Here is a 26,445-nt window from a genome sequence, read left to right as displayed (position 1 = left end):
TGCACTGGCGAGATCAATGCATCAAGGGTCGCCGTTGGCGGCGCAGACGGAAGAAGTCAGCTGGCCGCGGCGGACAGTTTCACCCGTTGCGGCCCGACGCGGCGATTGCTGTTGCGGCGAATGATCTCGGCGATCAGGTCGGGCGCTTCCTCGGCCAGCATATGGCCGGCCTCCAGCACATGGTGCACATGGAAGCGCTCCGGCGGGTTATCCACTTGGGTAAAGGGTAGAACGGCGTCATCCGATCCCCACGCCACCATCACCGGCATGTTCAGCGCATCGAGCCGCTCGCGCGGGATGACGCCCTGTCGATCGCTCCTGGTCATGGCGGCCGCGATCTCGACGAGCTTTTCGGTTTGTCCGGGGCGGCCGCGCATTTCGCAAAGCAATTCGGCCATGCGACGCGAGGGCGCGGCTCGAGGGCCGGACATTTCGGCGAGGCAGGCCTGGACTTCGGCCAGGTCCTGCGCGCGGGCAAAGCGGCGCAACAACGGTCCATTGATTTCGGGGCCAAAACCGCCCGGCGCCAGGAGCGTCAGCGAGGCGACTTTTGCCGGCTCCGCCAACGCCATCAGCGCGGCAACCGCGCCGCCCATCGAATGGCCGACGAGGTGGACGCGCTTGATCGCGCGTGCGGAGAGGTCGGCAAGGATGGCGTTTGCCGCGACCTTGGCCGGTCCGGCCGACGGAAAGTCGAGCGACAGGCCGTGTCCCGGCAGATCATAGGCCAATGTGCGTACGGAACGCGGCAGCAAGGAGATCACCTCGCGCCAGACATCGTGGCTGCCGCCAAAACCATGCAGCAGGACGATGGTCTTCGAACCCACACCCCGTTCGTCGGCATAAAGTGATGAAGTCATGAAAGATTGAGGCTTTATTCGAGAAGGCGCGATGGAAATGTGGCTGAATTGCTCCTAGTCCAGAGCATTCGCCAGTAAAATTTTCGCGATTAGGCGATTGGCCGAACAGCGAGCCGGCTGCTGGTGGATGCCGCTCCCAAAAGCGACCTCGATTTGGGCGAACGACACGCACGAGCAAAAAGACCTAAGGCGTGTCGCATGAATCCGTTTCGACGCGAAACGCTTTTGGGCCTTTCACTATTCGATGGACTCGCTGTCCGCTTTAAGTCCTCATTTCACGCAACTCCGGAAGGGAACCCGGCACTAGCTGCCCTGGAATGGCTCACATCTAGCTCGCGTTGAAGAGCCCGGCGGCACGCAAGGCGTCGACCAGCCGCTCGGTCAGATCGGCGGGATATTTTCTGTCGATGAAGGTTGCGCGCGGATTGGCGGCGAATTTCGGAAATTCGGTTATCAGCTCATCAAGCAGCCTTCGTGCCTGGTTGTCCCGACCGGCGATCTTGGCGCCGATCAGACGGGCGGCGAGATAGTGCGATTTCGCCGCAGTGGTTCTCAGAGCGCTGCTGGCTATCGCTGCCTTGCTGGTATCGCCCAGCATTAATTCTCCGGCGAAAAGCCCAAAGTCCCACCAGGTCGGGTGGCCGCTCGAGGCATCCACGGCATGCGCCAGAAGAGGTGTTCCTTCGGCGTACCGGCCGGCGAAAACCAGCCCGTAGCCATAGGCGGCGGCCATGGCGAGATCGTAGGGGTTAAGGTCATGGGCCTTGCGCATCCATCGCAGGGCCTCGTCGGCATTGCCGAGGCGCGAATTGATGTAGCCGTAGGAGCGATGTGCGTACGGGCTGGTCGGCCCCATCTGCACGGCGCGATGGGCAAACGTCATCGCCTTCTCGATCGTTGCGTCCGGCGGGTAGGCGTAGTGGTCGGTCACGGCCTCCAAATGCAATGAGGCGAGTTCCGAATAAACCAGTGACGATTTCGCGCCACTGTTGGCAAGGGCTTCGAGGCAACGATAGGCGGTCTCGTGAGTCCTGGCGTTCTGGTCGAGATAGTATTTGTCGTTGAGCAGCAGGCACTGCGTCAGGCCGGTCTCCGCGCCGGACTGCTCGATGTAATTGTAGATGGTGCCAGAAGCGGGAAGTGCCGCACTGAGAATGCCGGATATGCGATCCTCGACTACGGTTGGTGCGCTGTCGGCGGCGGTCAGGTTGCGCGACAACAGCACCCGTCCGGACGCCAAGCTTTGCAGTTCGATGGTAACGTCGCCCGCGTCTGGTCCAGGCAGGATATCGAAAATGAAACTCGTCGCATCGGCGACCGGATCGGCTTTGTCGGTGTTGCGACCGATGAAGTCGATCGTATCAAAGCCGCTCAGGCCGGCACGCAGCGATGCGGCGACGCGACTGGCATTGGGAGTGTTGGCCCTGAGGGCGATGTAGACGAGCGGCAGCGCTTCGACCATGGGCGACGGCGTGATGCTGCCGGTTTCGCCGGCGGTCTCGGACGTTGCCGGGATGTCGCCTCCCGCCAGCAAGGCACCGCCGCCCTGGCGCAGGATCAGAACGCCCAACATGGCGATAACCACGGCGATCGCGATCCAAAAGAACCTGAGATGGCGCGTCACCGAGAGGCCCGCCGCAGGAACCTGGCCGAGCAAGGCCGCCATGGGTGCGGCATCATCGGCGGCACCGGACTGTTCGGGCAGGCTGGCTGTCGGCTCTGCGTGACTGGCGGCTTCCGCTGCTTGCGGCAGGCGGATGGCATTGAGTTCGTAGGCCGGGACGTAACCGCCGCGCGGAATGGCTATGCGGACCGGCTCGGCAATGCCTTCATTGGCGAAATAATGTTGCAGCAGTTCGCGCAGGCGGCCCGCCTGCACCCGCACGACGGCATCGGTGGACGGATCGAAATCGCCGTCCTTGCCGAAAACATCCATGGCGATGGAAAAGCCCTTGAGCCTGTCGGCTTCCCCGGCCTGCTCGCGCTCGACGAGATAGCGAAGCAATTTGCGCGCGCGCTCGGATCTCCCGAACGTTTCGCTGGCAAGCAGTCGCTCCAGTGTCTCGCGCACTGCGGGGGCGGCAGGCGTGGCATGCTGCAAGTGTCGATCCTCTCGAAGTCGGCACAGGTTGAGGCGCGATCATATCGTTACCGCACCACCGTACAAGCATACACGTATTATGCGATCACGTACCACACCGGATAATTTCCCGGTGGTTAATGACACAAAAGTCGGGACCAATCGCTAAACGACGATGGTCCCGAAGTCGTTCCAGGCCTGTATCAACCGGCTCTTTTGCCGATAATCCGGTTGGCGGCGGACACCACGGCCTCCAGCGAGGCAGCGACGATGTTGGTGTTGATGCCTGCGCCGAACAGCTTGCCGTCAGGATATTCCATCTCGACATAGGAAATGGCCGAGGCGTTCGAACCGCGCTGCATCGAGTGCTCGGAATAGTCGAGCACCGACATATCGACGCCGACATGACGCGACAGCGCATCGACGAAGCCGTCGATCGGGCCTGTGCCTGTGCCTGATATCGTCATCTCCTTGCCGTCGTCGAGAATGACGGCCTCGACAACGCGCCGGCCCTTTACCTCGGTGTCCGGATAGGTGTGGTGATCGAGGAATTTCAGCCTGGCGCCCGGCTGGTCGACATAGGTATCGAGGAAGCGCTCATAGATGCGCCTGGCCGGCACTTCCTTGCCTTCGGCATCGGTGATCGCCTGGATTGCCTGGCTAAACTCGATCTGCAGGTTGCGCGGCAGGTTGAGCCCGTAATCCGCCTGCAGAACATAGGCGATGCCGCCCTTGCCGGACTGCGAGTTGATGCGGATGATGGCTTCGTAGCTGCGGCCGACGTCGGCCGGGTCGATCGGCAGGTAGGGAACCTCCCACACTGGCGTGTTGGCCTTCTTCAGCGCCTTCATACCCTTGTTGATGGCATCCTGGTGCGAGCCGGAAAAGGCGGTGTAGACGAGTTCGCCCACATAGGGATGGCGCTCGGGAATCTTCAGCTGGTTCGAATATTCGTAGACATCCTTCATCCGGTTGATGTCGGAGCAGTCCAGCTTCGGATCGACGCCTTGCGTGTACATGTTGAGCGCCAGCGTGACGATGTCGACATTGCCGGTGCGCTCGCCATTGCCGAACAGCGTGCCTTCGACGCGATCGGCGCCGGCCATCAGGCCGAGCTCGGTGGTGGCGATGCCGGTGCCACGGTCATTATGCGGGTGCAGCGAAATGATCAGGTTCTCGCGCCTGTCGAGATTGCGGCACATCCACTCGATGCGGTCGGCATAGATATTGGGCGTCGACATCTCGACGGTCGACGGCAGGTTGATGATGAGCTTGTTGTCAGGCGTCGGCTTCACGATCTCGGTGACCGCGTTGCAGATCTCCAGCGCCACCTCGAGCTCGGTGCCGGTGAAGCTTTCGGGCGAGTATTCGAAACGGTAGCCGCCGCCGGCACCCGCTGCCATGTCGGTGATCATCTTGGCGGCATCGGTGGCGATGCGCTTGATGCCGGCGACGTCCTTCTCGAAGACGACGCGGCGCTGCAACTCGCTGGTCGAATTGTAGAAATGCACGATCGGGTTGGTGGCGCCCCTGAGCGCTTCGAAGGTGCGGGTGATCAGTTCGGGCCGGCACTGCACCAGCACCTGCAGCGAAACGTCGGCCGGTACGCTGCCCTCTTCGATGCACCAGCGGGCGAAGTCGAAATCGGTCTGCGAGGCCGAAGGAAAACCGATCTCGATCTCCTTGAAACCCATGTCGAGCAGCAGCGCGAACATGCGCGCCTTGCGTTCGTGGCCCATCGGGTCGATCAGCGCCTGGTTGCCGTCGCGCAGGTCGACCGAGCACCAGATTGGCGCCTTGTCGATCACTTTCGAGGGCCAGGTCCGGTCGGTGAGGCCGACGATTGGGTAGGGTTGGTACTTGCGGGCGGCGTCCGGCATGCCGCCGTTCTGCTGGCCCGCCGGGGCCTCGCTTACGCGGATTTCTTCTCGTGCGTTCATCGTCGTTTCTCCCGGCGACCCTCGAATCCGCCTTCAGGCGGATGGGTGGCGAGTGGCGCCTTTACCAGTTTTTCATTCGCTTGATGTGACTGCCAAGGAGCATGCGCTTGCGCGGCGGCTCGACCGCCGGGCGCTCCTTCAGCGAACCCGGCGATCGCCGATAAGGCCGAGAAGAAGCAGCGTCGAGGCAAGCGCGCGCACGGTCTCGCCGGCAAAGCCGGTCTGACGGGAAGCGGTGGTGGCGCGCGTGTTCATGGCGGTTTTCATACAGGAGCGGCCAGCCGGAGGCAAGCCGTACCGAAAGCCATGCCGACAGTCGGGCGCGTGCCGGGCCACGTTCCGTCTGACGTCGTCGCCGACGTGCGTGCCCTTCCAACAGGCCGAGGCCGGACCTGGCCGCCAACGGGACGTAGCGGTTCAATATATAAGATGACCTATGTATTCAAGTTTCTGTGGAAACTTCGGAACGTCTATGGCATGCCGCTGCCGGCGCGGCCCTCCTGCGGCCGATTGCTTCAAACCGTTTCGAAAGACGCGAACGATGGACCAACTGCGAGCGCAAACCCGGATCAGCGATGCGGCGATCAGGTCGGTGATGGACCGGCTGCGCACCGAGCACAGCGAATTCGAGGTCGAGACCGGTGTTGCCGATCGATGGGAACTTCGCCTGTACTACGGTTCGCTGAGCGCGGCACTCGAGGGCGACTCCATGCTGATCCGCGTCTCGGCCGTAGACGAAACCTGCCTGTCCTACATGAAGATGACGGTCGCCGGCCACGTCGCGCAGCACCTTGGAACGACGAGCGGACTGCGCTGGCAAGGCGACGGCAGCGACACCGGCACCCCACTCTTCTTCCGCGAAATCACGGTTGTGTCGTCAACGCGGATTTCTCCGCATATGCAGCGCCTGCGCTTTGCAGGCGATGATCTTGGCCGGTTTACTCATGGCGGCCTGCACATCCGGCTGCTGCTGCCGCCGCGGGGCAGGCCGCCCGTTTGGCCCTCGATGGGCGCCGACGGCCTGCTTGTGTGGCCTGCCGGTGAGGATGCGCTCACCGTGCGCATCTACACGATCCGGGCGGTGGATCCGACAAGCGGTTGGCTCGATGTCGATTTCGTGCTGCACCCCGGCTATGACACGCCCGCCGCCACATTCGCGCAGAACGCGGTGGCGGGAGACGTCATCGGCATGATCGGGCCAAGCGGCGGCGAGACGCCGACGGCGCCGACCCTGCTGCTGGTCGGCGACGACACAGCGCTGCCGGCAATTGGCCGGATTCTGGAGGAACTGCGGCCGTCAACCCGCGTCGAGGCGCTCATCGAGGTCGATGGCCCGGACGACCGCATCGCGCTGGCGCAAGGCGACAACATCGAAATCACCTGGCTTTACCGGCACGACCGCGCGGCCGGCACCGCCGGCCTGCTGGCGGCCGCCCTGCGCGAGCGCAGCCACATGGCGCTTGCCGATAGCCTCTACGTCTGGGCCGGATGCGAGTTCACCGACTTCCGCGAGATCCGCAAGATCGTGCGCAAGGAGTGGGGCCTGGGCCGCGACCGGCACCTGGTAACGGCCTATTGGCGTCGCGACGCGCAGGCCGAGGGCGACGACGAGGATTAGGATCGATCCATAAGTATGCCGGCAGCCGGGGCGGAGCAGCCTATTCCTTCACCGCGCGCGCTACCAGCCGCGCGATGCTCGGGCCAACAAGCAGCACGATCAGGAAACGCGCCGACTGGAGCGCCATGATGAAGGAGATGTCGACGTTCTGGGCGGCGGCGGCGATGATGGCGACGCTGTCCATGCCGCCGGGGCTGGTCGCGAGATAGGCGGTCAGCGGATCGATGCCGAGCAGATGGCTGATCATGAAGGCGAGGCCGCCGCAAAAGGCGATCAGAGCCACGATCGAAGCGACGATCTGCGGCAGGGCACGTGTCGCATGGCGCAGGATCGGCCTTGTGAAGTTCAGCCCGATCGACCATCCGACCATGGCGTAACTGACAGCCAGCAGCCAAGGCGGCAATTGCATCGGCACGCCGAGGCCAAGGTGGATCACCGCGCCGAAGATGAAGGTGCCCAGAAAGGAGGGCGAAGGCAACCGGCAAAGCCTTCCCGCCAGCCCGCCGACCAGCGCGATGCCAATGGTTGCTGCTAAGGCTTGGGCATCGATCGGCGGAAACCAGATAATCGGCGGGATTTCGACGCCTGACGTGTCGACCCACATCTTGGCGACAATGGCCGCCGTCATCGAGACGAAGATGACACGCAGATACTGCATGAAGGCGACGAGGCGCTGGTCGGCGCCGAAGGCGCCGGCCATCAGCACCATTGCGGTGGCGGCGCCTGGGGAGGATCCCCAGACGGCGGTCGTGCCGGGCAGGATGCGCCACCGGCTGATCAGCCAGCCGAGCAGGCTGGACGCCGTGACGGTGGCTGTCACTGCGCCGAGGAACAGCGGCCATTCGGCATAGAAGACGCGAAAAATGTCGGCCGAGATCGAAGCGGCGATGAGGCAGCCGACGATCGCCTGGGCGGAGCCGAACAGAAGCCGCGGCACGCGCACGGTAGCGCCGTTGGTGCCGGCGACGATAGCCGCCAGCATCGGCCCGATGAGCAGCGCCGCCGGCAGCGCGGCCAGTTCGAGCGCACCGGCAAACAGCACGGAAATGACGAGGAGGGCCAGCCATTGCCAAGGCTTGCGCATGCGCGCCATGCGCTCGACGGCCGGCTGGCCAGGAGACGGCTGCTTGGGCGAGGAATCCATGTTCTGGTCTTAGACTGAGCGGTAAGGGATGCGAACCCCCGCTGCATCGAAAAGCGATCGCCTCAGATGTCTGTGCCGAACAGTTGCTCGATTTCTCCACCGCTCATGCGATCGAAACGGTCGGACACCGAAAACTGACCAGCCATAAAGCCAACCCGTCGCGATTGTACTGGCACCGATTGATCCATAGGAATGACCTTGACCAATGACTTGCCAGCCTTGGCGATAATGAAAGGTTCGCCGTTGGCGGCTCGCTGAACGAGACGTGAAAGATTGGCCTTCGCATCGCTAATGTTTACGATCTGCGTCGAGTCGTCCACCCGGATCAGCCCGTCTTGTCGTCAGCCAATCCAAAGCCGCCGACGGGGTTGGTTTCCACCTGGAACTCGAAGCCGGCGATGAAGGGCCTCGCCTTGGCGATGGCCGCCTGGACTTCGGGAAGCTGCAGCGAGGCTTTGTGGCTTGCCTGGTCAGTCCACACTTCTGTGACCCAGATGGCATCGGCATCGGCCGGGTCGGTGGCAACGATATAGCTCAGGCAGCCGGGCAGGGCGCCGGTGCTGGCGCGCAGGACGTCCATGACAGCGTCGCGCTGGCCGCGGGCCGCCCGCATCTTGCCGATCAGACCGTACATCCCTTCGTCTCCCTTCAGCGTTTTCGACAAGAGTATACCGTTCGTCAGTATGCAGGTCGCGGCTCAAGGCATCAACTGGCCACCATTCACCTCGATCACCTGGCCGGTGATGTAGCCGCTCAACAGATCGGAGGAGAGGAACAGATAAGCACCGACGCAATCTTCAGCCGTGCCGGCGCGCCCCTGCGGAATGGTGGCAACCATGCCCCTGATCTGCTCTTCGGTCGAGTAGCGTTCGTGGAACGGCGTGAGAATGGTGCCGGGTGCCACCGCGTTGACGCGAATGCCGAAGCCGATCAGTTCCTTGGCCATGCCGCGCGTGACGTTGGAGACGAAAGCCTTGGCCGAGCCGTAAAGCCCGGCGCCACCGCCGGCGCCGTTGCGGGCGGCGATCGAGGAGGTGTTGACGATGAAGCCGCCTTGTCTCTTCAGCCACGGCATCGCCTTGCGCGAGGCGGTCAGCACCGAACGCGCGTTGAGATCCATCACCGCGTCGTAATGCGCCTCTGTCTGCTCGGCGTAGGGCACGCGGCCGAGCATGCCGCCGGCATTGTTGACCAGCCCGTCGAGGCGGCCGAAATGTTGCGCGCTGTCCTCGACGACACGCTCGACATCGGCGGCCAGCGAAAAGTCGCCCTGGACGAGAAGCACCTCGCCGCCACTGTCGCGAATGGCCTCGCCAAGCTTCTCGGCGGCGTCACGGCTGGAATTGTAGTGCAGTGCGACCAGACATTTCTGCGCCGCATAAGCCAAGGCGAGCGCCGCGCCGATGCCGGTCGAGGCGCCGGTGACCAGCACCGCCTTGCCGGCGAGATCGGGAATGACAAGCCCGAGGGGAGTGGTCGTCGCTGGCACTGTCGTTCCTCCGGGATTTTCGCGGTTCTTCGCGGGGTCTTGCCACCCTTGCATTCAGTCCATGCGGCTTCAAGGCCTGAGATAGGCATAGCCCTGGCTTTGCAGCTCGGCGAGCTTGACGACGCCGCCGCTGTCGGCCACGTGAAAACCGTCGAGCAGGTCGGCGAGCGAAATATCCATGCCGTGCATGGTGTTGGCGCAGGCATGCGGATCGAGCCCTTGCTGGACGAGACCGGTGAAACGACCGGAGATCGCCGCCGATATGCCCTTCGACTTGAAACCGGCAAGAGCCGGACCATGGACGACCAGCGCGATATCGACATTGCCGCCGGTGCCTTCGTAATGGTTCTTGATGTTGCCCAGCACGAAATTGACCTTGTCGAGGTCACTGAGATGATAGGCGACCTTCAATCTCGTGGCCTCGGTGGCCGCGGCTTGCGCCACCCGCAGTCCAATCAGCGTGCCGGCTCCGACGAGAATCGCGCGGAACATGTCGCGTCGACGCATGGCGATGGTTCCCCCCGGGTTGACAGATGGCCGCGAATTGCGTGGCCGCGACGCCGAGTGTAGCATAAATCGGCGTCGCGTCCTGCCGATGCGGAGGGTCACATGGCGTTCGAACAGAGACTGGCAAGCGTCCTGTCCGGAGCGGCCTTGTTGAGCCTGCTGGGCGCGACGGCTTTCGCCGACGAGGCGGCCAAGCTCACCGAACTCAGTCCCAACGGTCAGGACGCCTGTTTTCGGCCGCATCTACGATGCCAACCACCTCAAGGCGCATCCGGAGCAGAAGGTGGCCCGGATCTTCTTCTACTACGGCCATGATCCGGTCAGCAGGCCGAACGAGGAACCGGCCGCGAATGCCGGCACGTCCTACAATGGCTTCGTCACCACCACGGTGCGTGGCGCCAAGGCTCCGGAATGGGCCGGCGGCTGGTGTAGGCACCAATCCGAGGATGGCGCATCAAACCCGATCCATTGCGGCATGGAATGCGACCGCACGCTGGCGTCGCTGAAAGTCGACCACAAGGGCCGGCTGATCCTTTCGGACCTGCAGCCCGATATCTATCTCGATGCCGGTTCCGAGGAGGAACTCGGCACGACTGAATACAACAGGCAGGCGCTGGGGTCGCGGGACGACAATTTCCGCCTCGACCCGATGCCGGCAGCGACCTGCAAGGCGGAGTTCGCCCGCATCGACCCGATCGACCCGGCGATGGGTCCGCCGCTGCGCGACCGGCTGAAGCCCGACCAGGCCTTCTGCTACGGACGCGACTACGATGCCGCGCATTTCGGTTCGCATCCCGACCAACTGACGCAGTCGATCCGCGTGTTCCGTGGGCCGGTCGAACTGGCTTCATTCGCGGCGGGCGGCTACCTTGCCAATTGGCCTGACGGCGCCGACATCGCTGTTTCGGTCACGACGCGACAACAGTCGGGCAAGGTCACGCAGGCCTATTCGTGCCAGGGCGAGGCCGACCAGTGGCGCTGCGCGGCGAGCGCGAAGATGAGCGATTTCTCCTGCGACATCGCGCAGAAGGAGATTTTCCTCAAGCGCGGTGCCAACGGCACGATGATGCTGGCCAATCCCAACAACAGCCTGGCAATCGTCGATCTCTGTTCGAAGGCGGCCGACGGCAAGACCACCTCCGACGACAAGGTCTACCGACTGGAACCGATGCCGCAATCGGCTTGCGCCCCTTGAGCGGAGCCTTGTTTAGGTCGGCGCAAAGGAATATATCTTTGCTATATCTCATTTGAGGATAGCACGATGGACAAAGCAAAAGTGTTCTGGTCAGGCAGGTCCCAAGCCGTGCGCCTGCCGAAGGAGTTCCGTTTCGACACGGAGGAGGTCTCGATACGCCGTCACGGGCAAACCGTCATCTTGGAACCGCTTGCGCAGGACTGGGCGTGGCTCGACCAAGTGATTGGACCGCTTGATAATGATTTCGCCGAGGCAGCACTGGAACGTCAGGACGGGCAGGATCGACCTGCCTTGGACGACGTCTTCAAGTGATCTACCTGCTTGACACCAATGCCGTCATCGCGGTCATGAAGGGCGATGAGGATCTGCTTGCACTGCTGAAACGGCATAGGCCGCAGGACTTTGCCGTCTCGGCGATCGTCGTGCACGAACTGTGCTATGGCGCCGAAAAGAGCCAGCGTCGGGTCGAAAACATGGCGCGTATCGAAGCTCTGCTGTTTCCTGTGCTCGAATTCGATCGGGAAGACGCGAGACATGCCGGAGAGATTCGGGCAACGCTTGCCACATTGGGAACTCCAATTGGTCCCTACGATGCGTTGATTGGTGGGCAGGCGCGCGCGCGGAACCTCACGCTGATGACCCGCAATGTCCGGGAATTCGAGCGGATCAAAGCTCTGTCAATCGAGACGTGGTGAACTGCCTCACGCGAACGGCACCGCCGTCGTGCCCTTCGGCAGCTTGGCCTCATCATCGGGCTCGACATGGATGGTGACGCGCACGGAAGGGACTTCCGCCTGCAGCGCATCCTCGATGCGGTCGCAGATGACATGGCTGGCGCCGACCGACATGTCGGCATCGACGACGAGATGGAATTCGATGAAGGTGGCGCGGCCGGCGATGCGTGTCTTGAGGTCGTGCACTTCGAGCGCGCCTTTGCAATTGGCCGAAATGATGTCGCGGATGCGCATATGCTCCTGGGTGTCGACTGCGCGGTCCATCAGCCCGTTCATCGACGAGCCGATAACATGCCAGCCCTGCCAAAGAATGTTGAGCGCGACGATCACGGCCAGCGCCGGATCGAGGATCTGCCATCCGGTCAGCACCGCGCCGACAAGGCCGGCGAAGACGCCGACCGAGGTCACGACGTCGGTCATGATGTGTTGGCCGTCGGCGACCAGTGCCGGCGATCTTGCGTTGCGCCCTGTACGGATCAGCGCCCAGGCCCAGAAGGCGTTTATGACCGTCGCCACACCGTTGACGGCAAGCCCTTCCCAAGGCTGCTGGAGCGGGACGGGGTGGAGCCAGGATTGCCAGACCTCGTTCAGGATCAGGAGTGCCGCGACCACGATCAGCACGCCTTCCAGGACGGCCGAGAAATACTCGGCCTTGTGGTGGCCGAACGGATGGTCCTGGTCGGCAGGCTTGTAGCTGACCTGGATCGCCCAGAACGCGGCGGCCGAGGCGATGACGTTGACGATCGATTCCAGCGCGTCCGAATAGAGTGCGACGGAACCGGTGATGTACCAGGCGGCAAGCTTGAGTGCGAGCACCACACAAGCGACGACGATCGACCAGAAGGCAAGCCTTGCGACCTTGCGCCTGGTCGCGGCCTTCGCCGCGACCGCCGTCGTGTCCCGCGTTTCGACCATCGTCTCTAGGCGGCCTTGTCCTTGGCCTTGCGCGGCAGGTGGGCGACGATGTTCTCGATGATGCGCATGCCGGCATTGTGGCCGAGCGTCATGATCGATTCCGGATGGAATTGCACCGCGGCGATCGGCTCCTTGCGGTGCTCGAAGGCCATGATGACGCCGTCTTCGGTCTCGGCGGTGACCACGAAATCGTCGGGTAGCCGCACCGGATCGGCGAAGATCGAATGGTAACGGCCGACGGTGACTTCCTTGGGCAGACCGGAGAAGATGATGCCGGGCTTGGAGACGCGAATGCGCGACGGCTTGCCGTGCATCGGCACATGCAGCTGCCGCAATTCGCCGCCATAGGCCTCGGCCAGCGCCTGCAGGCCGAGGCAGACGCCGAAGATCGGCAGCTCGCGGGCGCGCGCTCGTCCGATGGTGGCGGCGCAGTCGAAATCCTTGGGCGTGCCGGGACCAGGCGACAGCACGACGAGATCCGGCTTCAGCCGGTCGAAAACTTCTTCCGGCACGGGGGTGCGCACGGTCGAGACATTGGCGCCGGTCTGACGAAAGTAATTGGCCAGCGTGTGGACGAAGCTGTCTTCATGGTCGACGAGCAGGATGTTGATGCCGTCGCCGACGCGCGCGGTGGTGCGCTCGGTGCTGGCGGCATTGCCCGTCTTGGCGTCGCGGATGGCGGAGAGCATGGCGGAGGCCTTCAGTTCGGTTTCGGCTTCTTCTTCCTCGGGAATGCTGTCGAACAGTAATGTGGCGCCGGCACGCACCTCGGCAATGCCGTCCTTGATGCGGATGGTGCGCAGTGTCAGGCCGGTGTTCATGTCGCCGTTGAAATTGACCATGCCGATGGCGCCGCCATACCAGGCGCGCGGGCTCTTCTCGTTCTGCTCGATGAAGCGCATGGCCCATAGTTTCGGCGCGCCGGTAACGGTCACCGCCCAGGCGTGCGAGAGAAACGCGTCGAAGGCGTCCATGCCTTCGCGCAGCCTGCCCTCGATATGGTCAACCGTATGGATAAGCCGCGAATACATCTCGATCTGGCGGCGGCCGATGACGCGCACCGAACCCGGCTCGCAGACGCGCGACTTGTCGTTGCGGTCGACATCCGAGCACATTGTGAGCTCGGATTCATCCTTCTTGGAATTGAGCAGCTTCAGGATCTGCTCTGAGTCGGAAATGGCGTCGTCGCCACGCTTGATCGTGCCCGAGATCGGGCAGGTCTCGACACGACGGCCGTTGACGCGCACGAACATTTCGGGCGAAGCGCCGATCAGGTATTCGCCTTCACCCAGATTGATGAAGAAGGAATAGGGCGAGGGGTTGATTGACTTCAGCTTGCGCGAAATCTCTGAGGGCTGGGTCTCGCAGCGTTCGTAGAACATCTGCCCGGGTACGACCTCGAACAGGTCACCGCGCTTGAAGCTGTCCATCGCGCGGCGCACAAGACTGGCGTATTCGCCGGGTTCATGGTCGCCGCGCGGCGGGATACGGTCGGCGGTCTTGAACGGCTCGGCGATCTCGTCGCGCGGCAGGCCTTCGGTCGAAAAACCCTTGCCGGCGTAGTCATATCGATCGGTCCAGGCCTTGGCCGAATAATGATCGACGACCAGGATCTCGTCGGGCAGGAACAGCACGAGATCGCGCTGGCTTGGCTTGCGTTCGAGCTTGTAGTCGACCGGATCGAACTGGAAGGCGAGGTCGTAGCCGAAGGCGCCGTAAAGACCGAGATTGGCGTCTTCGGCGGTCTTGAACAAGGCGGTAATGGCGCGCAGAACCGTGAAGACGGAAGGAACGCGGCTGCGCTCTTCTTCGGTGAAGACACGGCCCGGTTTGGCGACGTCGAGGCGGATCAGCTTTTTCGACGCCTCGGCGATCGTGATGTCGGCGATATCGCCGAGCGTCTTGACGATGACCGGCAGAAGCACCTCGCCCCGGCGGTTCAGCGCCTCGATGCGCATGGACCGGCCACGCGCCGAGATCACCAGGGGCGGGTCGATGATGGCGGTGTCCCAACGGGTATAGCGGCCGGGATATTCATAGTTCGAAGAAAACACCGCGCCCCGGCGCGCATTCAGCCCGTCAACATAGGCGTCGATGGCGCCTTCATAGGGCCGGTCGTGGCGCTCGCGGGTGATGGTGATGCCACCCCCGGTCACAAAACTCTCTGCGCCGTTGTCCAAAACCTTCATCGTCATTGCCGTCTCCATCAGCTTCTTGGGCAACGGACCCGGGAATGGCTTGGAAAAAACAAATGGCCGCCCGGACATTCCGCTGCGGCCACCCTCTCTTTTCACGCGCACGCGTTCGAACAGGCCGCTGTCAGCAGGCCCACCACCAAACGGTCTTGATCGAACGCATGTTCATGGCGATTCCCATAGCGGCGATTGAGCGACCGCGCAACTGGATTCGATGGAGGCTCAATCTTCCAGTGTGCCGGACCTTGCGTCGGCGCTCTTCCTGTCGCCCACCAGTTTCAACAGATCCTCGCCGGCGCGGATGATACGGCGCGAGCGCCGGGTCAGGACGATGCCGGCCTGCGGCGCGAACACCTCGGTGCGGCCATCGGCTTCGCCCGGTGCGTGGACGATGACGGCAAGCCGCGTGTCCTTGGCGACGCGGTCGCCGGGCTCCACGTCATAGAGCACGGCACCCGCCCGGGGCGCCGGCATCATGTCGATGTTTTCGAGCGGCGCGACAACCCCGGTGAAGGCACCGGGTGAGGGCAGGGCCGGGTCGGCGACCACGCCGCGCGCCACCAGCAGCCGGTAGAGCCCCGCGGCGTCCGACGCCGCGAACGCGCCATCGACATCGAGGATGCCGCGATATTCGACCGTCGTGACGACGCGCCGGCCGAGCTTCGCCACATCGGCGGGAACGTTCTGATAGGGCATGATCGAGGCGCCCTCGAAAGTGCCGTCCGTGTCTTCACTCCACAGCACCACCGCCTCGACGCCCATGGCGGCGGCGCAGTCGGCCATTGCCGGCCACAGGCTTGTGTGGACATACAGGTAGGAGAGACCCTCGTCGTCGCAATGCAGGTCGAGCACGATGTCGTGGCCGAGCGAAAGCTGCACCAGTCTCGTCTTCAGCCGCTGGTCGGGCGTGCCATGCGCGGTGTCGGGCAGGAGTGCCGTGTCGGGCGCGGCGAGCAGCGGGAAACCGCGGTTGAAGTTGGTGCGCGTGCCCAGATGAAAACGGCCCTGATGTTCGCCGAAATGATACTGGGCGCGGCCGATCGGATTGGCCCAGGGCACGATGGTGATGTCGCCCTTGATGCGCCCCTCCGCCTCGGCCCTGGCCAGCATCGGCATCAGCGCGTCAACGGCGACTACTCCGGGCAGTTCGCCGGCATGGAGTGCTGCCTGCAGATAGGCCGAAGGCGCGGATTCGTCGGTTCCAGCGAAGCGAAACAGCGGGAATTCATAGGAAACGCCCTCGCTGTCGCCGGCTATGCGTTCGATCGATTTCTGCATGGGGTCTTTCTCCGTCGAGAGGCGAGAAGACATGCCTCTTCGACTGTGCGCTTGTCGATTGGTCCAGGCTGTCGCGCTATGGGCGCAAGCAGCTACTGCGCGGCAGGTTGAAGAGTGACGACCGGAGCGCGCTGGTCCAGTGCCCGCGAGGCAACGGCTACGGCGACCGCCAGCAGAGCGAGTGCCGCGCCCACCAGCGGCAGGTTGGCATAGGAAACGCCCCAGGAGAGCGCCACGCCGCCGATCCAGGCGCCGCTGGCGTTGCCGACATTGAAGGCGCCCTGGTTCAGCGTGGCGGCAAGGTTCGGTCCCTCGGAAGCGGCTTCCACGACACGGATCTGCAACGGCGGCACGACGACGAAGACGAGCATGCCCCACAGGAAGACGATGCCTATGGCGACACTGGCGATAGCGCCGAACTGCATGAAGCCGACAAACAGGACCGCCAGCAGCAGCAGCGTGCCGATGACCGTCGGCATCAGCTTCCAGTCGGCCAGCCGGCCGCCGATGATGTTGCCGATGGTCATGCCGGCGCCGAACAGCAAGAGCACCCAGGTGACCGCTGAAGTCGAGAGGCCGGACACGTCGGTGAGATAGGGTTTGATGTAGGTGAAGACGGCAAACAGGCTGGCTGAGGCGAGCGCCGCGATCAGCATGGCCAGCCACACCTGCAGCTTGCCGAGCACGCGCAATTCGCCGCGCAAGCCGTCGCCGCTTGGTTCAGTGACATCCGGCGGCACTAGCCAAGCGATCGCCGCGACCGAGATCAGCCCGATGCCGACCACCGCCAGGAAGGTGGCGCGCCAGCCGAAGGCTTCGCCAAGCGCCGTTCCGGCGGGAACGCCGAGGATGTTAGCCAGCGTCAGGCCGGCGAACATCAGCGCGATGGCGCTGGCACGCTTGTTGCGGGGCACCAGGCTGGCGGCGACGACCGAACCGATGCCGAAGAAGGCGCCGTGGCCGAAGGCGGTGAAGACGCGCGCGCCCATCAGCATCCAGTAATTGGGCGCGATGGCGCAGAGCAGGTTGCCGACAACGAACAGTGCGGCCAGTCCGACCAGCACCGGCTTGCGCGGCAGATGCGCGGTGGCCATCGCCACGATTGGCGCGCCGAAGACCACGCCCAGCGCATAGCCCGTGACCAGCAGCCCGGCCGCGGGAATGGTCACGCCAAGGTCGGCGGCGACCTCCGGCAGCAGACCCATGATGACGAATTCGGTGGTGCCGATGCAGAAGGACGCAATGGCAAGCGCAAGGATCGGCAAAGGCATGGGAGGTCCAGACTGAATCGGTTCAAATGGAAACTGCGCGAGCGCCCCATGGCGCACAAGCGCCATTGCCGCAATGCAGCAATGCAGAAAGCGGAGAGCAAAGAGGCACTGGCAGCGGTGCTTGTGCCGTGCCCTGCCGGGCTAGACGACCCTGACCGAACCCGGCCGAGCGGCCGAACCGACCGGCTGAGCCGGAGTTCAGACCAGCGGCTTCAACTCCTGGGCGATGGTTGGCAGCAGTTCCGAGACATTGGGGTGGATGTGCATGGCGCGGGCCAGCGTGTCCACAGGCGCCTTGGCATACATCAGGTCAAGCACGCAATGCACGGCTTCATCGCCGCCGGGACCAAGCACGCAGCAGCCGAGGATTTCCCTTGTGTCGGCGTCGACGAGGATCTTCATGAAGCCTTGCGTCTCGCCTTTCTCGACGGCGCGGCCGACGCGGGTCATCGGTCGCTGGCCGACCAGCGCGCGGCGTCCCGACTTCTTCACTGACGCCTCGGTCATGCCGCAGCGGCCGAGCGGCGGGTCGATGTAGAGAGCGTAGGCCTCGATGCGGTCGCTGACCTTGCGCGGATCATTGTCGAGCAAATTGGCCGCGACGATCTCGTAATCGTTGTAGGACGTGTGGGTAAAGGCGCCCTTGCCATTGCAGTCGCCCATCGCCCAGATGCCGGGCACGCTGGTGCGCAACTGGTCGTCGACGGTGATGAAGCCGCGTTTGTCGACCTCGATGCCGGCCTTGTCGAGGCCGAGATCGTCGGTATTGGGCGTTCGCCCCAGCGCCAGGAGCACATGCGAGCCGACGGCCGGCGGCTTGCCGGCGGAGAAGGCAACGGCAATATCCTCGCCCTGCCTGGCGAAGCTTATGGCGTCGGCGCCGAGATGGACCGCGATGCCTTCGTTTTCGAGGATCGACAGGATGGCGTCGGACACATCCTCGTCTTCGCGGCCGATCAGCCGCGAGCCCTTTTCGATAATCGTGACCTCCGCGCCGAAGCGGCGGAACATCTGCGCGAATTCGAGCGAGATGTAGCTGCCGCCGACCACCACGAGGTGGCGCGGCAACACGTCGAGGTCCATCATCGAAGAGTTGGTGAGAAAGTCGATGTCGTGAATGCCGGGCAGATCCGGTACCGAGGCGCGGCCGCCGGTGTTGAGAAAGATCTTGCCGGCGGTTAGGAGATCATCGCCGACGCGCACCGTGTTGGCGGATTCGAAACGCGCATGGCCGCGATAGAGCGTGCATTTATCCATGTCGGCGATCCAGGTTTCCAGATTGCCGCGGGCGTCGTTCGACACCTTGTCCTTGCGCGCCTTGACCTTGGCATAGTCGACGCCGACCGGGCCGGAGAGGGTCACGCCATAGTCCGCGGCGCGCCGCGCGAGATGCGCGGCATAGGCGCTGGCGACCATGGCCTTGGTCGGCATGCAGCCGGTATTGACGCAGGTGCCGCCGACCAGCTTGCGCTCGATCAGCGCCACGCTCATGCCGGCCGCGGTCAGCCGGCCGGCCAGCGAAGGGCCGGCCTGGCCGGCACCGATGACGATGGCATCGAAGGTTTTCGCCGTCATGCCACCGCCGCCACGATCAAGAGGCCGCCAACGATCGCGACCGCGTCCTCGATGAAGGCCGCGGGCTGGTCCTTGCCGAAGGCGGCCGCCAGCCGGCCGCGCGCCTCCGCGCCGCCGAGCGTGCCGATAACGGCCCCTATGGCGCCGGCGATCAGGCAGACGATGGTGGCGCCGCCAGTGGCGCCGATCACGGCGCCGCTGAAGGCACCGAGCAGGATACGGGCGCCGAATTGCTGCGGCACCTTGCGGCTCGGCGTCGACGGCAACTCATCGGTGACCAGCTCGACGATGGCCAGGATAGTGAAAATGCCGACAGCGGCCCAGTGGCTCATGAAGCTTGCCCAGGTGCCGGCAACCGGCAGCCAGCCGAGCCAGGCGCCCCAGGCGACGGCGGCCGGCGCGGTCATGGCGCGCAGGCCGGCAATGACCCCGATCAGAAGTACAAGAATGTAAAGCATGTTGATCCCCCTCGATCCCGGGCCGGGACAGCCCTGAAAAGGCAGGCTACCATAGGTCCGGTATTTGGCCAGTACTTGCATAGGCGCTCTCTTACGCCGCAACGGTGCGTGGCAATGATGACGGAGGCACCGCATGGCTGAGAGCGAACGCGCAAAAATGGCGGCGGGCGAGTGGTATACGTGCATGGATGACGAACTGGAGGCGCTGCGCGGCGTGACCGCGGGCGCCGTATTCGAGCACAATTCGCTTGCGCCCCGTCAGCGCGGCAACATCGGGCCGACCTTGCGGGATCTGCTCGGCGGCGCGGGCGAGGGCGCCCGCATCGAGGCGCCGTTCCACTGTGCCTATGGCTTCAACGTCTTCCTCGGCGACGGCGTCTTTCTCAATGCCGGCTGCATCATTCTCGACACGGCAAGCGTGCGCATCGGCAAGGGAACGCTGCTCGGCCCCAATGTGCAGATCTATTGCGCCGAGCATCACAGGGAGGCCGCGGGGCGACAAGCCGGGCTGGAAATCGCCAGGCCGGTCGAGATCGGTGCCGATGCCTGGATCGGCGGCAGCGCGGTCATCCTGAGTGGGATCAGCATCGGCGAGGGCGCCATCGTCGGCGCCGGCGCCGTGGTGACGCGCGACGTGCCCGCGAACATGACGGTGGTCGGCAATCCGGCGCGGGCGGTCAAACGCGGTTGAGTGCCCGGCGGGCGCTCAGTGCGAAAGCGCGTGCGGCGACCGGTCGCCTTGGTCGGCCCGCCTGGAAAATTCACGCCGGTATTGCGCCGGTGAGGTCCTGAGACGCGCCGAAAAATGCTGGCGTAGCGAAGCGGCGCTGCCGAAGCCGGCCTCGAAGGCCACGACGTCCATCGATTTTTCCGTCGACTCGAGCAGACGCTGCGCCAGTTCAAGCCGTTGCTCGATCAGCCAATCGCCGAAACTGGTGCCGATCGATTTCTGGAAGCGGCGGGTGAAGGTGCGCCGGGTCAGGCCGGCGGCTTCGGCGACGCGGTCCAGGCTGTGCGCTTCGCCGAGCGTCGCGCGCACCGCGTCGAGTGCTTGTGTGAACCTGTCGGTATCGGCGCTCCTCGCCAGCGGACGCTCGATGAACTGCGCCTGTCCGCCTTGCCGGTGCGGGGAGAGCACGATCTGCCGTGCGAGCCGCAGTGCTGCCTCGGCGCCGTAGCGGGCGCGAACGATATGGAGGCAGCAGTCGAGCCCGGCCGCGACGCCGGCCGACGTCACCACGTCGCCATTGTCGACATAGAGCACCTCGGCGTCCACCGCGATGTCGGGATGAAGCTTCTGAAGCCGCTCGGCATAGGCCCAATGCGTGGCCGCACGCCGACCGCCAAGCAGTCCGGCAGCAGCGACTGCGAATGTTCCCAGGCAAAGGCCGACGATCAGGGCACCACTGCGGTGGGCCCGCCGCAATGCCTGGGTCAGCGGTTCCGGCAGCGGGTCTTCGAGATCCCGCCAGCTCGGCACGATGACGATGTCGGCGCCGTCGAGCCCCTCAAGCCCATGCGGCGCGGCGACGCTCAGCCCGGCCTCGGTGTGGACGGGACCGACCTCGATCGCGCAGATGCGGAAGTCGAAGCGCGGCAGGCCGAACGATGTGCGATCTTCGCCGAACACCAGGCAAGGCACGGAGAGATGGAACGGGCTGATGCCGTCGAAGGCGAGGACGGCGACGATCTGGTGGGTCATGTCTTCCGGGGATTTCTGCGCGGGGTTATGCGGATTGTCCCAATTCTTTCGAATGATGTCAATCGGGCCACTTTCGTCCGATGGTGGCGGACCTATGCTCGGGCATCACATCAAGCCTGAAAGGAATGCATCATGTCCGAACCAGCCAGCAAGACGCCGCGCCGCGCGCTCGTCGTCGTGGACGTCCAGAATGACTATGACGGCGGCAATCTCGCCATCCAGCATCCGCCGTTCCGCGACAGCGTCGTCAACGTGGCGCGCGCCATGGACGCGGCAGCCGCGGCCGGCATCAAGGTGGTGGTCGTCAAGCAGATGGCGCCGGAGACGTCGCCAATCTTCGCCAAGGGCAGCCATGGCGCGGAATTGCATCCCGAGATATCGAGGCGGCCACGCGACCACTATGTCGAGAAGACGCTGCCTTCCGCCTTCACCGGCACCGATCTCGAAGAGTGGCTGCGCGCCAACGCTGTCGATACGATCGTGGTGGTCGGCTACATGACGCATAATTGCGACCTGTCGACCATCATCCACGCCGTGCATATGGGCTTTGCCGTCGAGTTCCTGTCCGACGCGACCGGCTCGGTGCCTTACGCCAACAGCGCCGGCTATGCCTCGGCCGAGGAGATCCACCGCGTGGTGACAATCATCCTGCAGTCGCGCTTCGCCGCGGTGCTCAAGACCGCCGAATGGATCGAATGCCTGAAGACCGGCACCTTGCCGGAACGCGACACGATCTTCGGCTCCAACCAGCGGGCACTGTCGCGCAACGCTGCGTAGGAATTTCCGGAAACAGAAAGGGCGCCGCATCGCTGCGGCGCCCTTAGCACTTTTTGGAATTGAGGATTTCTAGAACAGGCCTTCGATCTGGCCGGCTTCGTTGAGGAAGATCTTTTCCGACGACGGCGCCCTGGGCAGGCCGGGCATGGTCATGACCTCGCCGCAGATGATGACGACGAAACCCGCGCCCGCCGAAAGCCTGACCTCGCGCACCGGTACGGTGTGGCCGGTCGGCGCGCCGCGCAGGTTCGGGTCGGTCGAGAAGGAATACTGCGTCTTTGCCATGCACACCGGCAAGTGGCCGTAGCCGGCCTGCTCCCAGGCGTGCAACTGGTCGCGCACCGACTTGTCGGCGATCGCTTCCGAGCCGCGATAGATGCGCTGGACGATGGTGTTGATCTTCTCGAACAGCGGCATGGCGTCGGGATAGAGCGGCGCGAACTGCGAGGCACCGGATTCGGCCAGCGCCACCACTTTCTTGGCGAGATCCTCGATGCCGGCCGAGCCGTTGGCCCAGTGCTTGCACAGGATCGCCTCTTCGCCCATCGAGGCGACATAATCCTTCATCGCCTGGATTTCGCCATCCGTGTCGGAGTAGAAGTGGTTGATGGCAACTACCGCCGGCACGCCGAACTGCCTGATGTTCTCGATGTGGCGGCCGAGATTGGCGCAGCCCTTCTTCACCGCCTCGATGTTTTCCTTGCCGAGGTCTTCCTTCTTGACGCCGCCATTCATTTTCATGGCGCGTACGGTGGCGACGATGACCGCCGCCGCCGGCTTCAGCCCGGCCTTGCGGCACTTGATGTCGAAGAATTTTTCCGCGCCGAGGTCGGCGCCGAAGCCGGCTTCCGTCACGACGTAGTCGGCAAGCTTGAGCGCCGTCGTGGTGGCGACCACCGAGTTGCAGCCATGCGCGATGTTGGCGAACGGGCCGCCATGCACGAAGGCTGGATTGTTCTCCAGAGTCTGCACCAGATTCGGCTGCATGGCGTCCTTGAGCAGCACGGCCATGGCGCCGTCGGCCTTGAGGTCGCGGGCATAGACCGGCGACTTGTCGCGGCGATAGGCGACGATGATGTCGCCCAGGCGCTTCTCCAGGTCCTTCAGGTCGGTGGCGAGGCACAGGATGGCCATGACCTCCGAGGCGACGGTGATGTCGAACCCGGCCTCGCGCGGATAGCCGTTGGCGACGCCGCCGAGCGAGCAGATGATCTCGCGCAGCGCCCGGTCGTTCATGTCCATGACGCGGCGCCAGGCAACGCGGCGGGTGTCGATGCCGAGCTCATTGCCCCAGTAGATGTGGTTGTCGATCAACGCCGACAGGAGGTTGTGCGCGGTGGTGATGGCATGGAAGTCACCGGTGAAATGGAGATTCATGTCCTCCATCGGCACGACCTGCGCGTAGCCGCCGCCGGCCGCACCGCCCTTGACGCCGAAATTCGGACCGAGCGAGGCTTCGCGGATGCAGATGATCGCTTTCTTGCCGATGCGGTTCAGGCCGTCGCCGAGGCCGACGGTGGTGGTCGTCTTGCCTTCGCCGGCCGGGGTCGGGTTGATGGCGGTGACCAGGATCAGCTTGCCGTCCTTGTTGCCCTTCACCGATTTGATGAATTCGGCGGAGACCTTCGCCTTGTCATGGCCATAGGGCAAAAGGTGTTCGGTCGGGATGCCGATCTTGGCGCCGATCTCCTGGATCTGTTTTTTCTTCGCACCGCGGGCGATCTCGATGTCGGACTTCACTTCTGCCATGACGGCTTTCCTCTGGATTGGACGGTGGAGGGGACGGGTTGATCACTGGTGCATGTTCGATACGCCGCGCGGGCAAGGGCATGTTCTAGCCCTCTCGCTGCCGTGGCGTCAACTTTCATGCAACTATGTTTCCTATGAAGAAAATTCCTCTGCGGCGGGCCGACCTGCCTCCGGTTCTTTCTGGCTCCGCTTGCCGCGCCGTATAGAAGCCAGAGCGGGGACGCGTCCGCCGTCTCAAAACAGCCGCGCAATGCACGGAATGCGACAGACACGGCGGCGCAAATCCGCCATCGCCGGCCTAAAGCGCATCGCGCTTCAGGCATTTGTTTCCATGCATATCGTTCTTCCCAGGCCGGACCACTTTTGGGTGACATGCATTGGGCCGACCAGCCCTACTGCGTCAGCACGTTGCTGATTTCGACCATGTTGGAACGCACCCTGAGCACATAGAAGCCCATGGTCGTCAGATGCGTGGGCAGGAGCCAGCCGTCCTCGCGGCCATTGGCGATGATGAAGGGCTGGATGCGCAGCGCCGAGACGAACTGCGCGTCCATCGTATCCCACAGGCTCTGCAGGTGTTTTTCCTTGATGACGTCCTCGAAGTCGGCCTGCGCGCCCTTCATCAGTCCGTAATAGGCGTAGAGCTGGCCATAGGCGAACCAGTAGCGGTCGTCGGCGCGGAAATCGAACCAGCCATTGTTGTGGTTTTCGGCACGTTCCTTGAGGATGGCCGAGGTCGAGCCGATATCGCTGGCGATACGGTCGATATATTGCTTCAGATTGTCGGCGCGGGCATCGAAGGTGGCCTGGCAGGTGGCGAGGCGGGCGTTGAAGGAGCGCAGCTTGCGCACGGCGTCGCGATAATAGCTCGGGGTCGGTGTCTTCGGGCCGAACGGGCTTACACCGAAATACCAGGTGTACTCGTCGAACTGCAGATTGCCGCGCGCATCCTGCAGGTCGGCGTCGATCTGCGATGTCGTACGCACACGGCCGAGATTGTCGGCGAGCTCGGTCGCGGTGCGGCGCACCGCCTGGTTGATGCCGCGCTGGAATGAGGCCTTGTTGTCCATCCACGGCGTGTTGTCCCAGCTGATGCCGAACAGGCCGAGCTTGTAGAGGATCATCGACGAGATCCAGGCATTCTGGTTAACGTTGAAGTCGGTCAAATCGGCGGCAATCTGGGCGATGCCGGAGTTGCCGCAGGTCCTGGCAGTGTCGGCACCGGCACCGGCGGCTACCTGTTCGCCCGCCGAGATGTTGCGCTTCTCGAACGTGTAGGTGTCGGGATAGCTCGGGTTGAAATTGTTCCACCACTGGGTGGCGTAGAAGAAATTGGCATAGAGGCCGAGCAGCACGAGCAAGGCGAGGCCGACCAGGGCCTTGAGGATCCAACCGCGCTGCGTATACCAGCGCCCGGCCCAGATGAACGGCCACAAGATGACGCCGATCAGGAGCCCGATGCCGCGGCCGATCCATTGGAAAATCCTGACGAAGAAGTTCACGATCGGATCGAGCATGGCTGTGTCACCCCCTCAAAGCATAATGTCAAAAAGTTGCGGACTTTTTGGATAACATCATGCGCCAAACAACAAGTTAGAACGAAATGACGGCCGGTTTCGTTCTAGTCAGTCAGGCCGTAAAGGCGCGTGCGGAACGCCACCTTGTCCTTCAGATATGTGGTTTTCAGAATGTCCACAACATGCGATCGCCAGGCGTCGCTGAAGTCCTCATAGTCCTTGTAGAAGCCCTGCTTGTTGAAGACGTAGCGCGAGACGAAGTCCGACGGCACGAAATCCGAGATCAGCCGGTTGGTCAGCCAGGCGTCGGGATGGTCGGGCTTGGCGCGGACCACCAGGAAGCGCTGCTGCGGGAACACATCCTCGATCTTGAGATGGCCGAGCTGGGCAATCTCGCGCTTGGCGGCGTTGAGGAAGGGGAAATTGCCGTCCCTGGTGATCAGGTCGGCATGACCCTGGATCCAGGTCTGCAGCCAGACCTTGTCGACGTCGGTCAGATTGCGGTTCGGCTCGGCGTCGCGGATCAGCGCACGCACCACCATCTCGGCGCGGTGCTCGAGATAGGCCGAGGCTTCGATCCAGGAGGCGCGCGGCAGTTCGATGCGGCCGGTGGCGGCGAGGAACTTGAACACCTTGTCGGCGTCCTTGATCGAGAGATAGCTTACCTGCCACGGCCGCGAGCGGCGGAAACCGGGGGCCGCCGGATCGCTGATGACGGTCGTCATATCGGGGTCGACGAACACGTAGAGCCCGCCGAAATGACTGGTCCAGTAGGCGTTGTGGCGGAAGATCACCTGGTCGGGCACCAGCGCGTTTTCGCGGATGTCGCCGCAGATCTTGGCCAGTTCCACCATGCGGGTGAGCATGGCGTTGTCGCGCCAGGCGTCAGGCTCCTGTTTCAGGCGGTCGACGAGCTTGCCGAGCTCGGCGGCCTTGCCCAGCACATCTTCGGCCGACAGCACCTTGAACTCGACCTGGTTGATCGACAGCAGATCCTCGATATCGTTGACCTTGGGAATGGAATCCTCGATCTCGCCGTAGATGACATCCTTGATGGTCAGCGCGTCGATGGCGCGCTGATTCCTGGACATGAACTCGAGCATCAGCTGCGAGGTGTTGGAGAAGGCGGTGTGCACCACCGACAGGTCGATCTGCGACGGCGTCAGGATGATGAAGCGGCGGTTGACCTCATTGGGATCGAGGTAGCCGTAGTCGCCGCATTCCTCCGCCACTTCCGGCGAAAAACCGGTGCGGTCGATCTGGAAGCTCTTCAGCTCGGTGGGCTCGAGGCCAAAGGCGGCAAGCGCCTTGTTGTAGCGCTCGATGAGATGCGGCTCGTCGACGACGAGCAGCCGGCCGTAAATGAGCTCGTTGTCGCGCAGGAGATCGGGTTTGCGGGCCATTATTCCTTCTCCCACAAGGGGAGAAGGAAAGGCCGGAG

At 63.7% G+C, this 26,445-nt stretch carries 24 protein-coding genes; 6 read left to right on the top strand and 18 right to left on the bottom strand.

The window, feature by feature from the left end:
• Nucleotides 1-56: 56 nt before the first annotated feature.
• The 3 genes from FJ949_RS12790 to leuA form a co-directional block, all read right to left on the bottom strand.
• On the bottom strand, nt 57-860 hold the full coding sequence (locus FJ949_RS12790) for an alpha/beta fold hydrolase (protein WP_140496089.1): 804 nt from the start codon (nt 858-860) through the stop codon (nt 57-59).
• Between the two features lie 328 nt (nt 861-1,188).
• Nucleotides 1,189-2,961 (bottom strand): hypothetical protein, encoded by a 1,773-nt coding sequence (locus tag FJ949_RS12785; protein WP_140496088.1) that lies wholly within the window; start codon nt 2,959-2,961, stop codon nt 1,189-1,191.
• Between the two features lie 182 nt (nt 2,962-3,143).
• Nucleotides 3,144-4,880 (bottom strand): 2-isopropylmalate synthase, encoded by a 1,737-nt coding sequence (gene leuA / locus FJ949_RS12780; protein ID WP_140496087.1) that lies wholly within the window; start codon nt 4,878-4,880, stop codon nt 3,144-3,146.
• A gap of 541 nt (nt 4,881-5,421) precedes the next feature.
• Here leuA and FJ949_RS12770 point away from each other — a divergent pair.
• A complete protein-coding gene (locus tag FJ949_RS12770) occupies nt 5,422-6,498 on the top strand; it encodes a siderophore-interacting protein (protein ID WP_140496086.1) in 1,077 nt (358 codons plus the stop codon).
• 40 nt (nt 6,499-6,538) lie between these two features.
• Here FJ949_RS12770 and FJ949_RS12765 read toward each other — a convergent pair whose 3' ends face one another.
• The 5 genes from FJ949_RS12765 to FJ949_RS12745 all read right to left on the bottom strand — a co-directional run bounded on the left by FJ949_RS12765 (nt 6,539) and on the right by FJ949_RS12745 (nt 9,638).
• Nucleotides 6,539-7,642 carry an AbrB family transcriptional regulator gene (locus tag FJ949_RS12765; protein WP_140496085.1) on the bottom strand — a complete coding sequence of 368 codons (1,104 nt, stop codon included), beginning with the start codon at nt 7,640-7,642 and terminating at the stop codon, nt 6,539-6,541.
• Between the two features lie 62 nt (nt 7,643-7,704).
• Nucleotides 7,705-7,962 (bottom strand): type II toxin-antitoxin system prevent-host-death family antitoxin, encoded by a 258-nt coding sequence (locus tag FJ949_RS12760; RefSeq protein WP_140496084.1) that lies wholly within the window; start codon nt 7,960-7,962, stop codon nt 7,705-7,707.
• A gap of 5 nt (nt 7,963-7,967) precedes the next feature.
• Nucleotides 7,968-8,276, bottom strand: a complete 309-nt coding sequence (locus FJ949_RS12755; protein ID WP_140496083.1) for a putative quinol monooxygenase — start codon at nt 8,274-8,276, stop codon at nt 7,968-7,970.
• Nucleotides 8,277-8,339: 63 nt separating this feature from the next.
• A complete protein-coding gene (locus tag FJ949_RS12750; protein WP_140496082.1) occupies nt 8,340-9,131 on the bottom strand; it encodes an SDR family oxidoreductase in 792 nt (263 codons plus the stop codon).
• A gap of 69 nt (nt 9,132-9,200) precedes the next feature.
• Nucleotides 9,201-9,638, bottom strand: a complete 438-nt coding sequence (locus tag FJ949_RS12745) for a DsrE family protein (RefSeq protein ID WP_140496081.1) — start codon at nt 9,636-9,638, stop codon at nt 9,201-9,203.
• A 283-nt stretch (nt 9,639-9,921) separates the two neighbouring features.
• On the opposite strand from FJ949_RS12745, the gene FJ949_RS12740 reads away from it, so the two are divergent.
• The 3 genes from FJ949_RS12740 (at nt 9,922) to FJ949_RS12730 (ending at nt 11,528) form a co-directional block, all read left to right on the top strand.
• A complete protein-coding gene (locus FJ949_RS12740; protein ID WP_246680006.1) occupies nt 9,922-10,833 on the top strand; it encodes a hypothetical protein in 912 nt (303 codons plus the stop codon).
• A 66-nt stretch (nt 10,834-10,899) separates the two neighbouring features.
• Nucleotides 10,900-11,145, top strand: coding sequence for a type II toxin-antitoxin system VapB family antitoxin (gene vapB / locus FJ949_RS12735; RefSeq protein WP_140496080.1), 246 nt, complete (start codon nt 10,900-10,902; stop codon nt 11,143-11,145).
• Nucleotides 11,142-11,528, top strand: coding sequence for a type II toxin-antitoxin system VapC family toxin (locus FJ949_RS12730; protein WP_140496079.1), 387 nt, complete (start codon nt 11,142-11,144; stop codon nt 11,526-11,528). Before vapB ends, FJ949_RS12730 begins: the two co-directional genes overlap by 4 nt.
• Before the next feature lie 6 nt (nt 11,529-11,534).
• On the opposite strand, the gene FJ949_RS12725 is transcribed toward FJ949_RS12730, so the two are convergent.
• From FJ949_RS12725 to FJ949_RS12700, 6 genes are all read right to left on the bottom strand, one after another.
• A complete protein-coding gene (locus FJ949_RS12725) occupies nt 11,535-12,482 on the bottom strand; it encodes a cation diffusion facilitator family transporter (protein ID WP_140496078.1) in 948 nt (315 codons plus the stop codon).
• Between the two features lie 5 nt (nt 12,483-12,487).
• Nucleotides 12,488-14,677: an anthranilate synthase gene (locus FJ949_RS12720; protein WP_140496077.1), complete on the bottom strand. Its 2,190-nt coding sequence runs from the start codon at nt 14,675-14,677 to the stop codon at nt 12,488-12,490.
• Nucleotides 14,678-14,899: 222 nt separating this feature from the next.
• Complete coding sequence (locus FJ949_RS12715; protein WP_140496076.1) at nt 14,900-15,955, bottom strand: succinylglutamate desuccinylase/aspartoacylase family protein; 1,056 nt, start codon at nt 15,953-15,955, stop codon at nt 14,900-14,902.
• 92 nt (nt 15,956-16,047) lie between these two features.
• Entirely contained in the window at nt 16,048-17,226 is a 1,179-nt protein-coding gene (locus tag FJ949_RS12710) for an MFS transporter (RefSeq protein WP_140496075.1), read from the bottom strand.
• A gap of 198 nt (nt 17,227-17,424) precedes the next feature.
• Nucleotides 17,425-18,801 (bottom strand): FAD-containing oxidoreductase, encoded by a 1,377-nt coding sequence (locus FJ949_RS12705; protein WP_140496074.1) that lies wholly within the window; start codon nt 18,799-18,801, stop codon nt 17,425-17,427.
• On the bottom strand, nt 18,798-19,259 hold the full coding sequence (locus tag FJ949_RS12700) for a DUF4126 domain-containing protein (protein ID WP_140496073.1): 462 nt from the start codon (nt 19,257-19,259) through the stop codon (nt 18,798-18,800). The genes FJ949_RS12705 and FJ949_RS12700 overlap by 4 nt, the downstream gene beginning before the upstream one ends.
• A gap of 133 nt (nt 19,260-19,392) precedes the next feature.
• On the opposite strand from FJ949_RS12700, the gene FJ949_RS12695 reads away from it, so the two are divergent.
• Complete coding sequence (locus FJ949_RS12695) at nt 19,393-19,950, top strand: sugar O-acetyltransferase (RefSeq protein WP_140496072.1); 558 nt, start codon at nt 19,393-19,395, stop codon at nt 19,948-19,950.
• A 15-nt stretch (nt 19,951-19,965) separates the two neighbouring features.
• Here FJ949_RS12695 and FJ949_RS12690 read toward each other — a convergent pair whose 3' ends face one another.
• On the bottom strand, nt 19,966-20,961 hold the full coding sequence (locus tag FJ949_RS12690; RefSeq protein ID WP_140496071.1) for a helix-turn-helix domain-containing protein: 996 nt from the start codon (nt 20,959-20,961) through the stop codon (nt 19,966-19,968).
• Nucleotides 20,962-21,093: 132 nt separating this feature from the next.
• On the opposite strand from FJ949_RS12690, the gene FJ949_RS12685 reads away from it, so the two are divergent.
• A complete protein-coding gene (locus FJ949_RS12685) occupies nt 21,094-21,738 on the top strand; it encodes a cysteine hydrolase family protein (RefSeq protein ID WP_140496070.1) in 645 nt (214 codons plus the stop codon).
• Nucleotides 21,739-21,807: 69 nt separating this feature from the next.
• On the opposite strand, the gene FJ949_RS12680 is transcribed toward FJ949_RS12685, so the two are convergent.
• The 3 genes from FJ949_RS12680 to FJ949_RS12670 all read right to left on the bottom strand — a co-directional run bounded on the left by FJ949_RS12680 (nt 21,808) and on the right by FJ949_RS12670 (nt 26,407).
• Nucleotides 21,808-23,487 (bottom strand): formate--tetrahydrofolate ligase, encoded by a 1,680-nt coding sequence (locus tag FJ949_RS12680; RefSeq protein WP_140496069.1) that lies wholly within the window; start codon nt 23,485-23,487, stop codon nt 21,808-21,810.
• A 392-nt stretch (nt 23,488-23,879) separates the two neighbouring features.
• Complete coding sequence (locus FJ949_RS12675) at nt 23,880-25,004, bottom strand: DUF2333 family protein (RefSeq protein WP_140496068.1); 1,125 nt, start codon at nt 25,002-25,004, stop codon at nt 23,880-23,882.
• A gap of 104 nt (nt 25,005-25,108) precedes the next feature.
• The gene (locus tag FJ949_RS12670) at nt 25,109-26,407 is read right to left on the bottom strand and encodes a DUF6638 family protein (RefSeq protein ID WP_140496067.1); all 1,299 of its coding nucleotides are present in this window, start codon (nt 26,405-26,407) and stop codon (nt 25,109-25,111) included.
• Nucleotides 26,408-26,445: the final 38 nt, after the last annotated feature.

Origin of the sequence: Mesorhizobium sp. B2-4-1, assembly GCF_006442185.1 — a bacterium.
In the GTDB taxonomy this organism is placed as follows: domain Bacteria; phylum Pseudomonadota; class Alphaproteobacteria; order Rhizobiales; family Rhizobiaceae; genus Mesorhizobium.
This window is presented reverse-complemented; position numbering and strand designations above follow the sequence as displayed.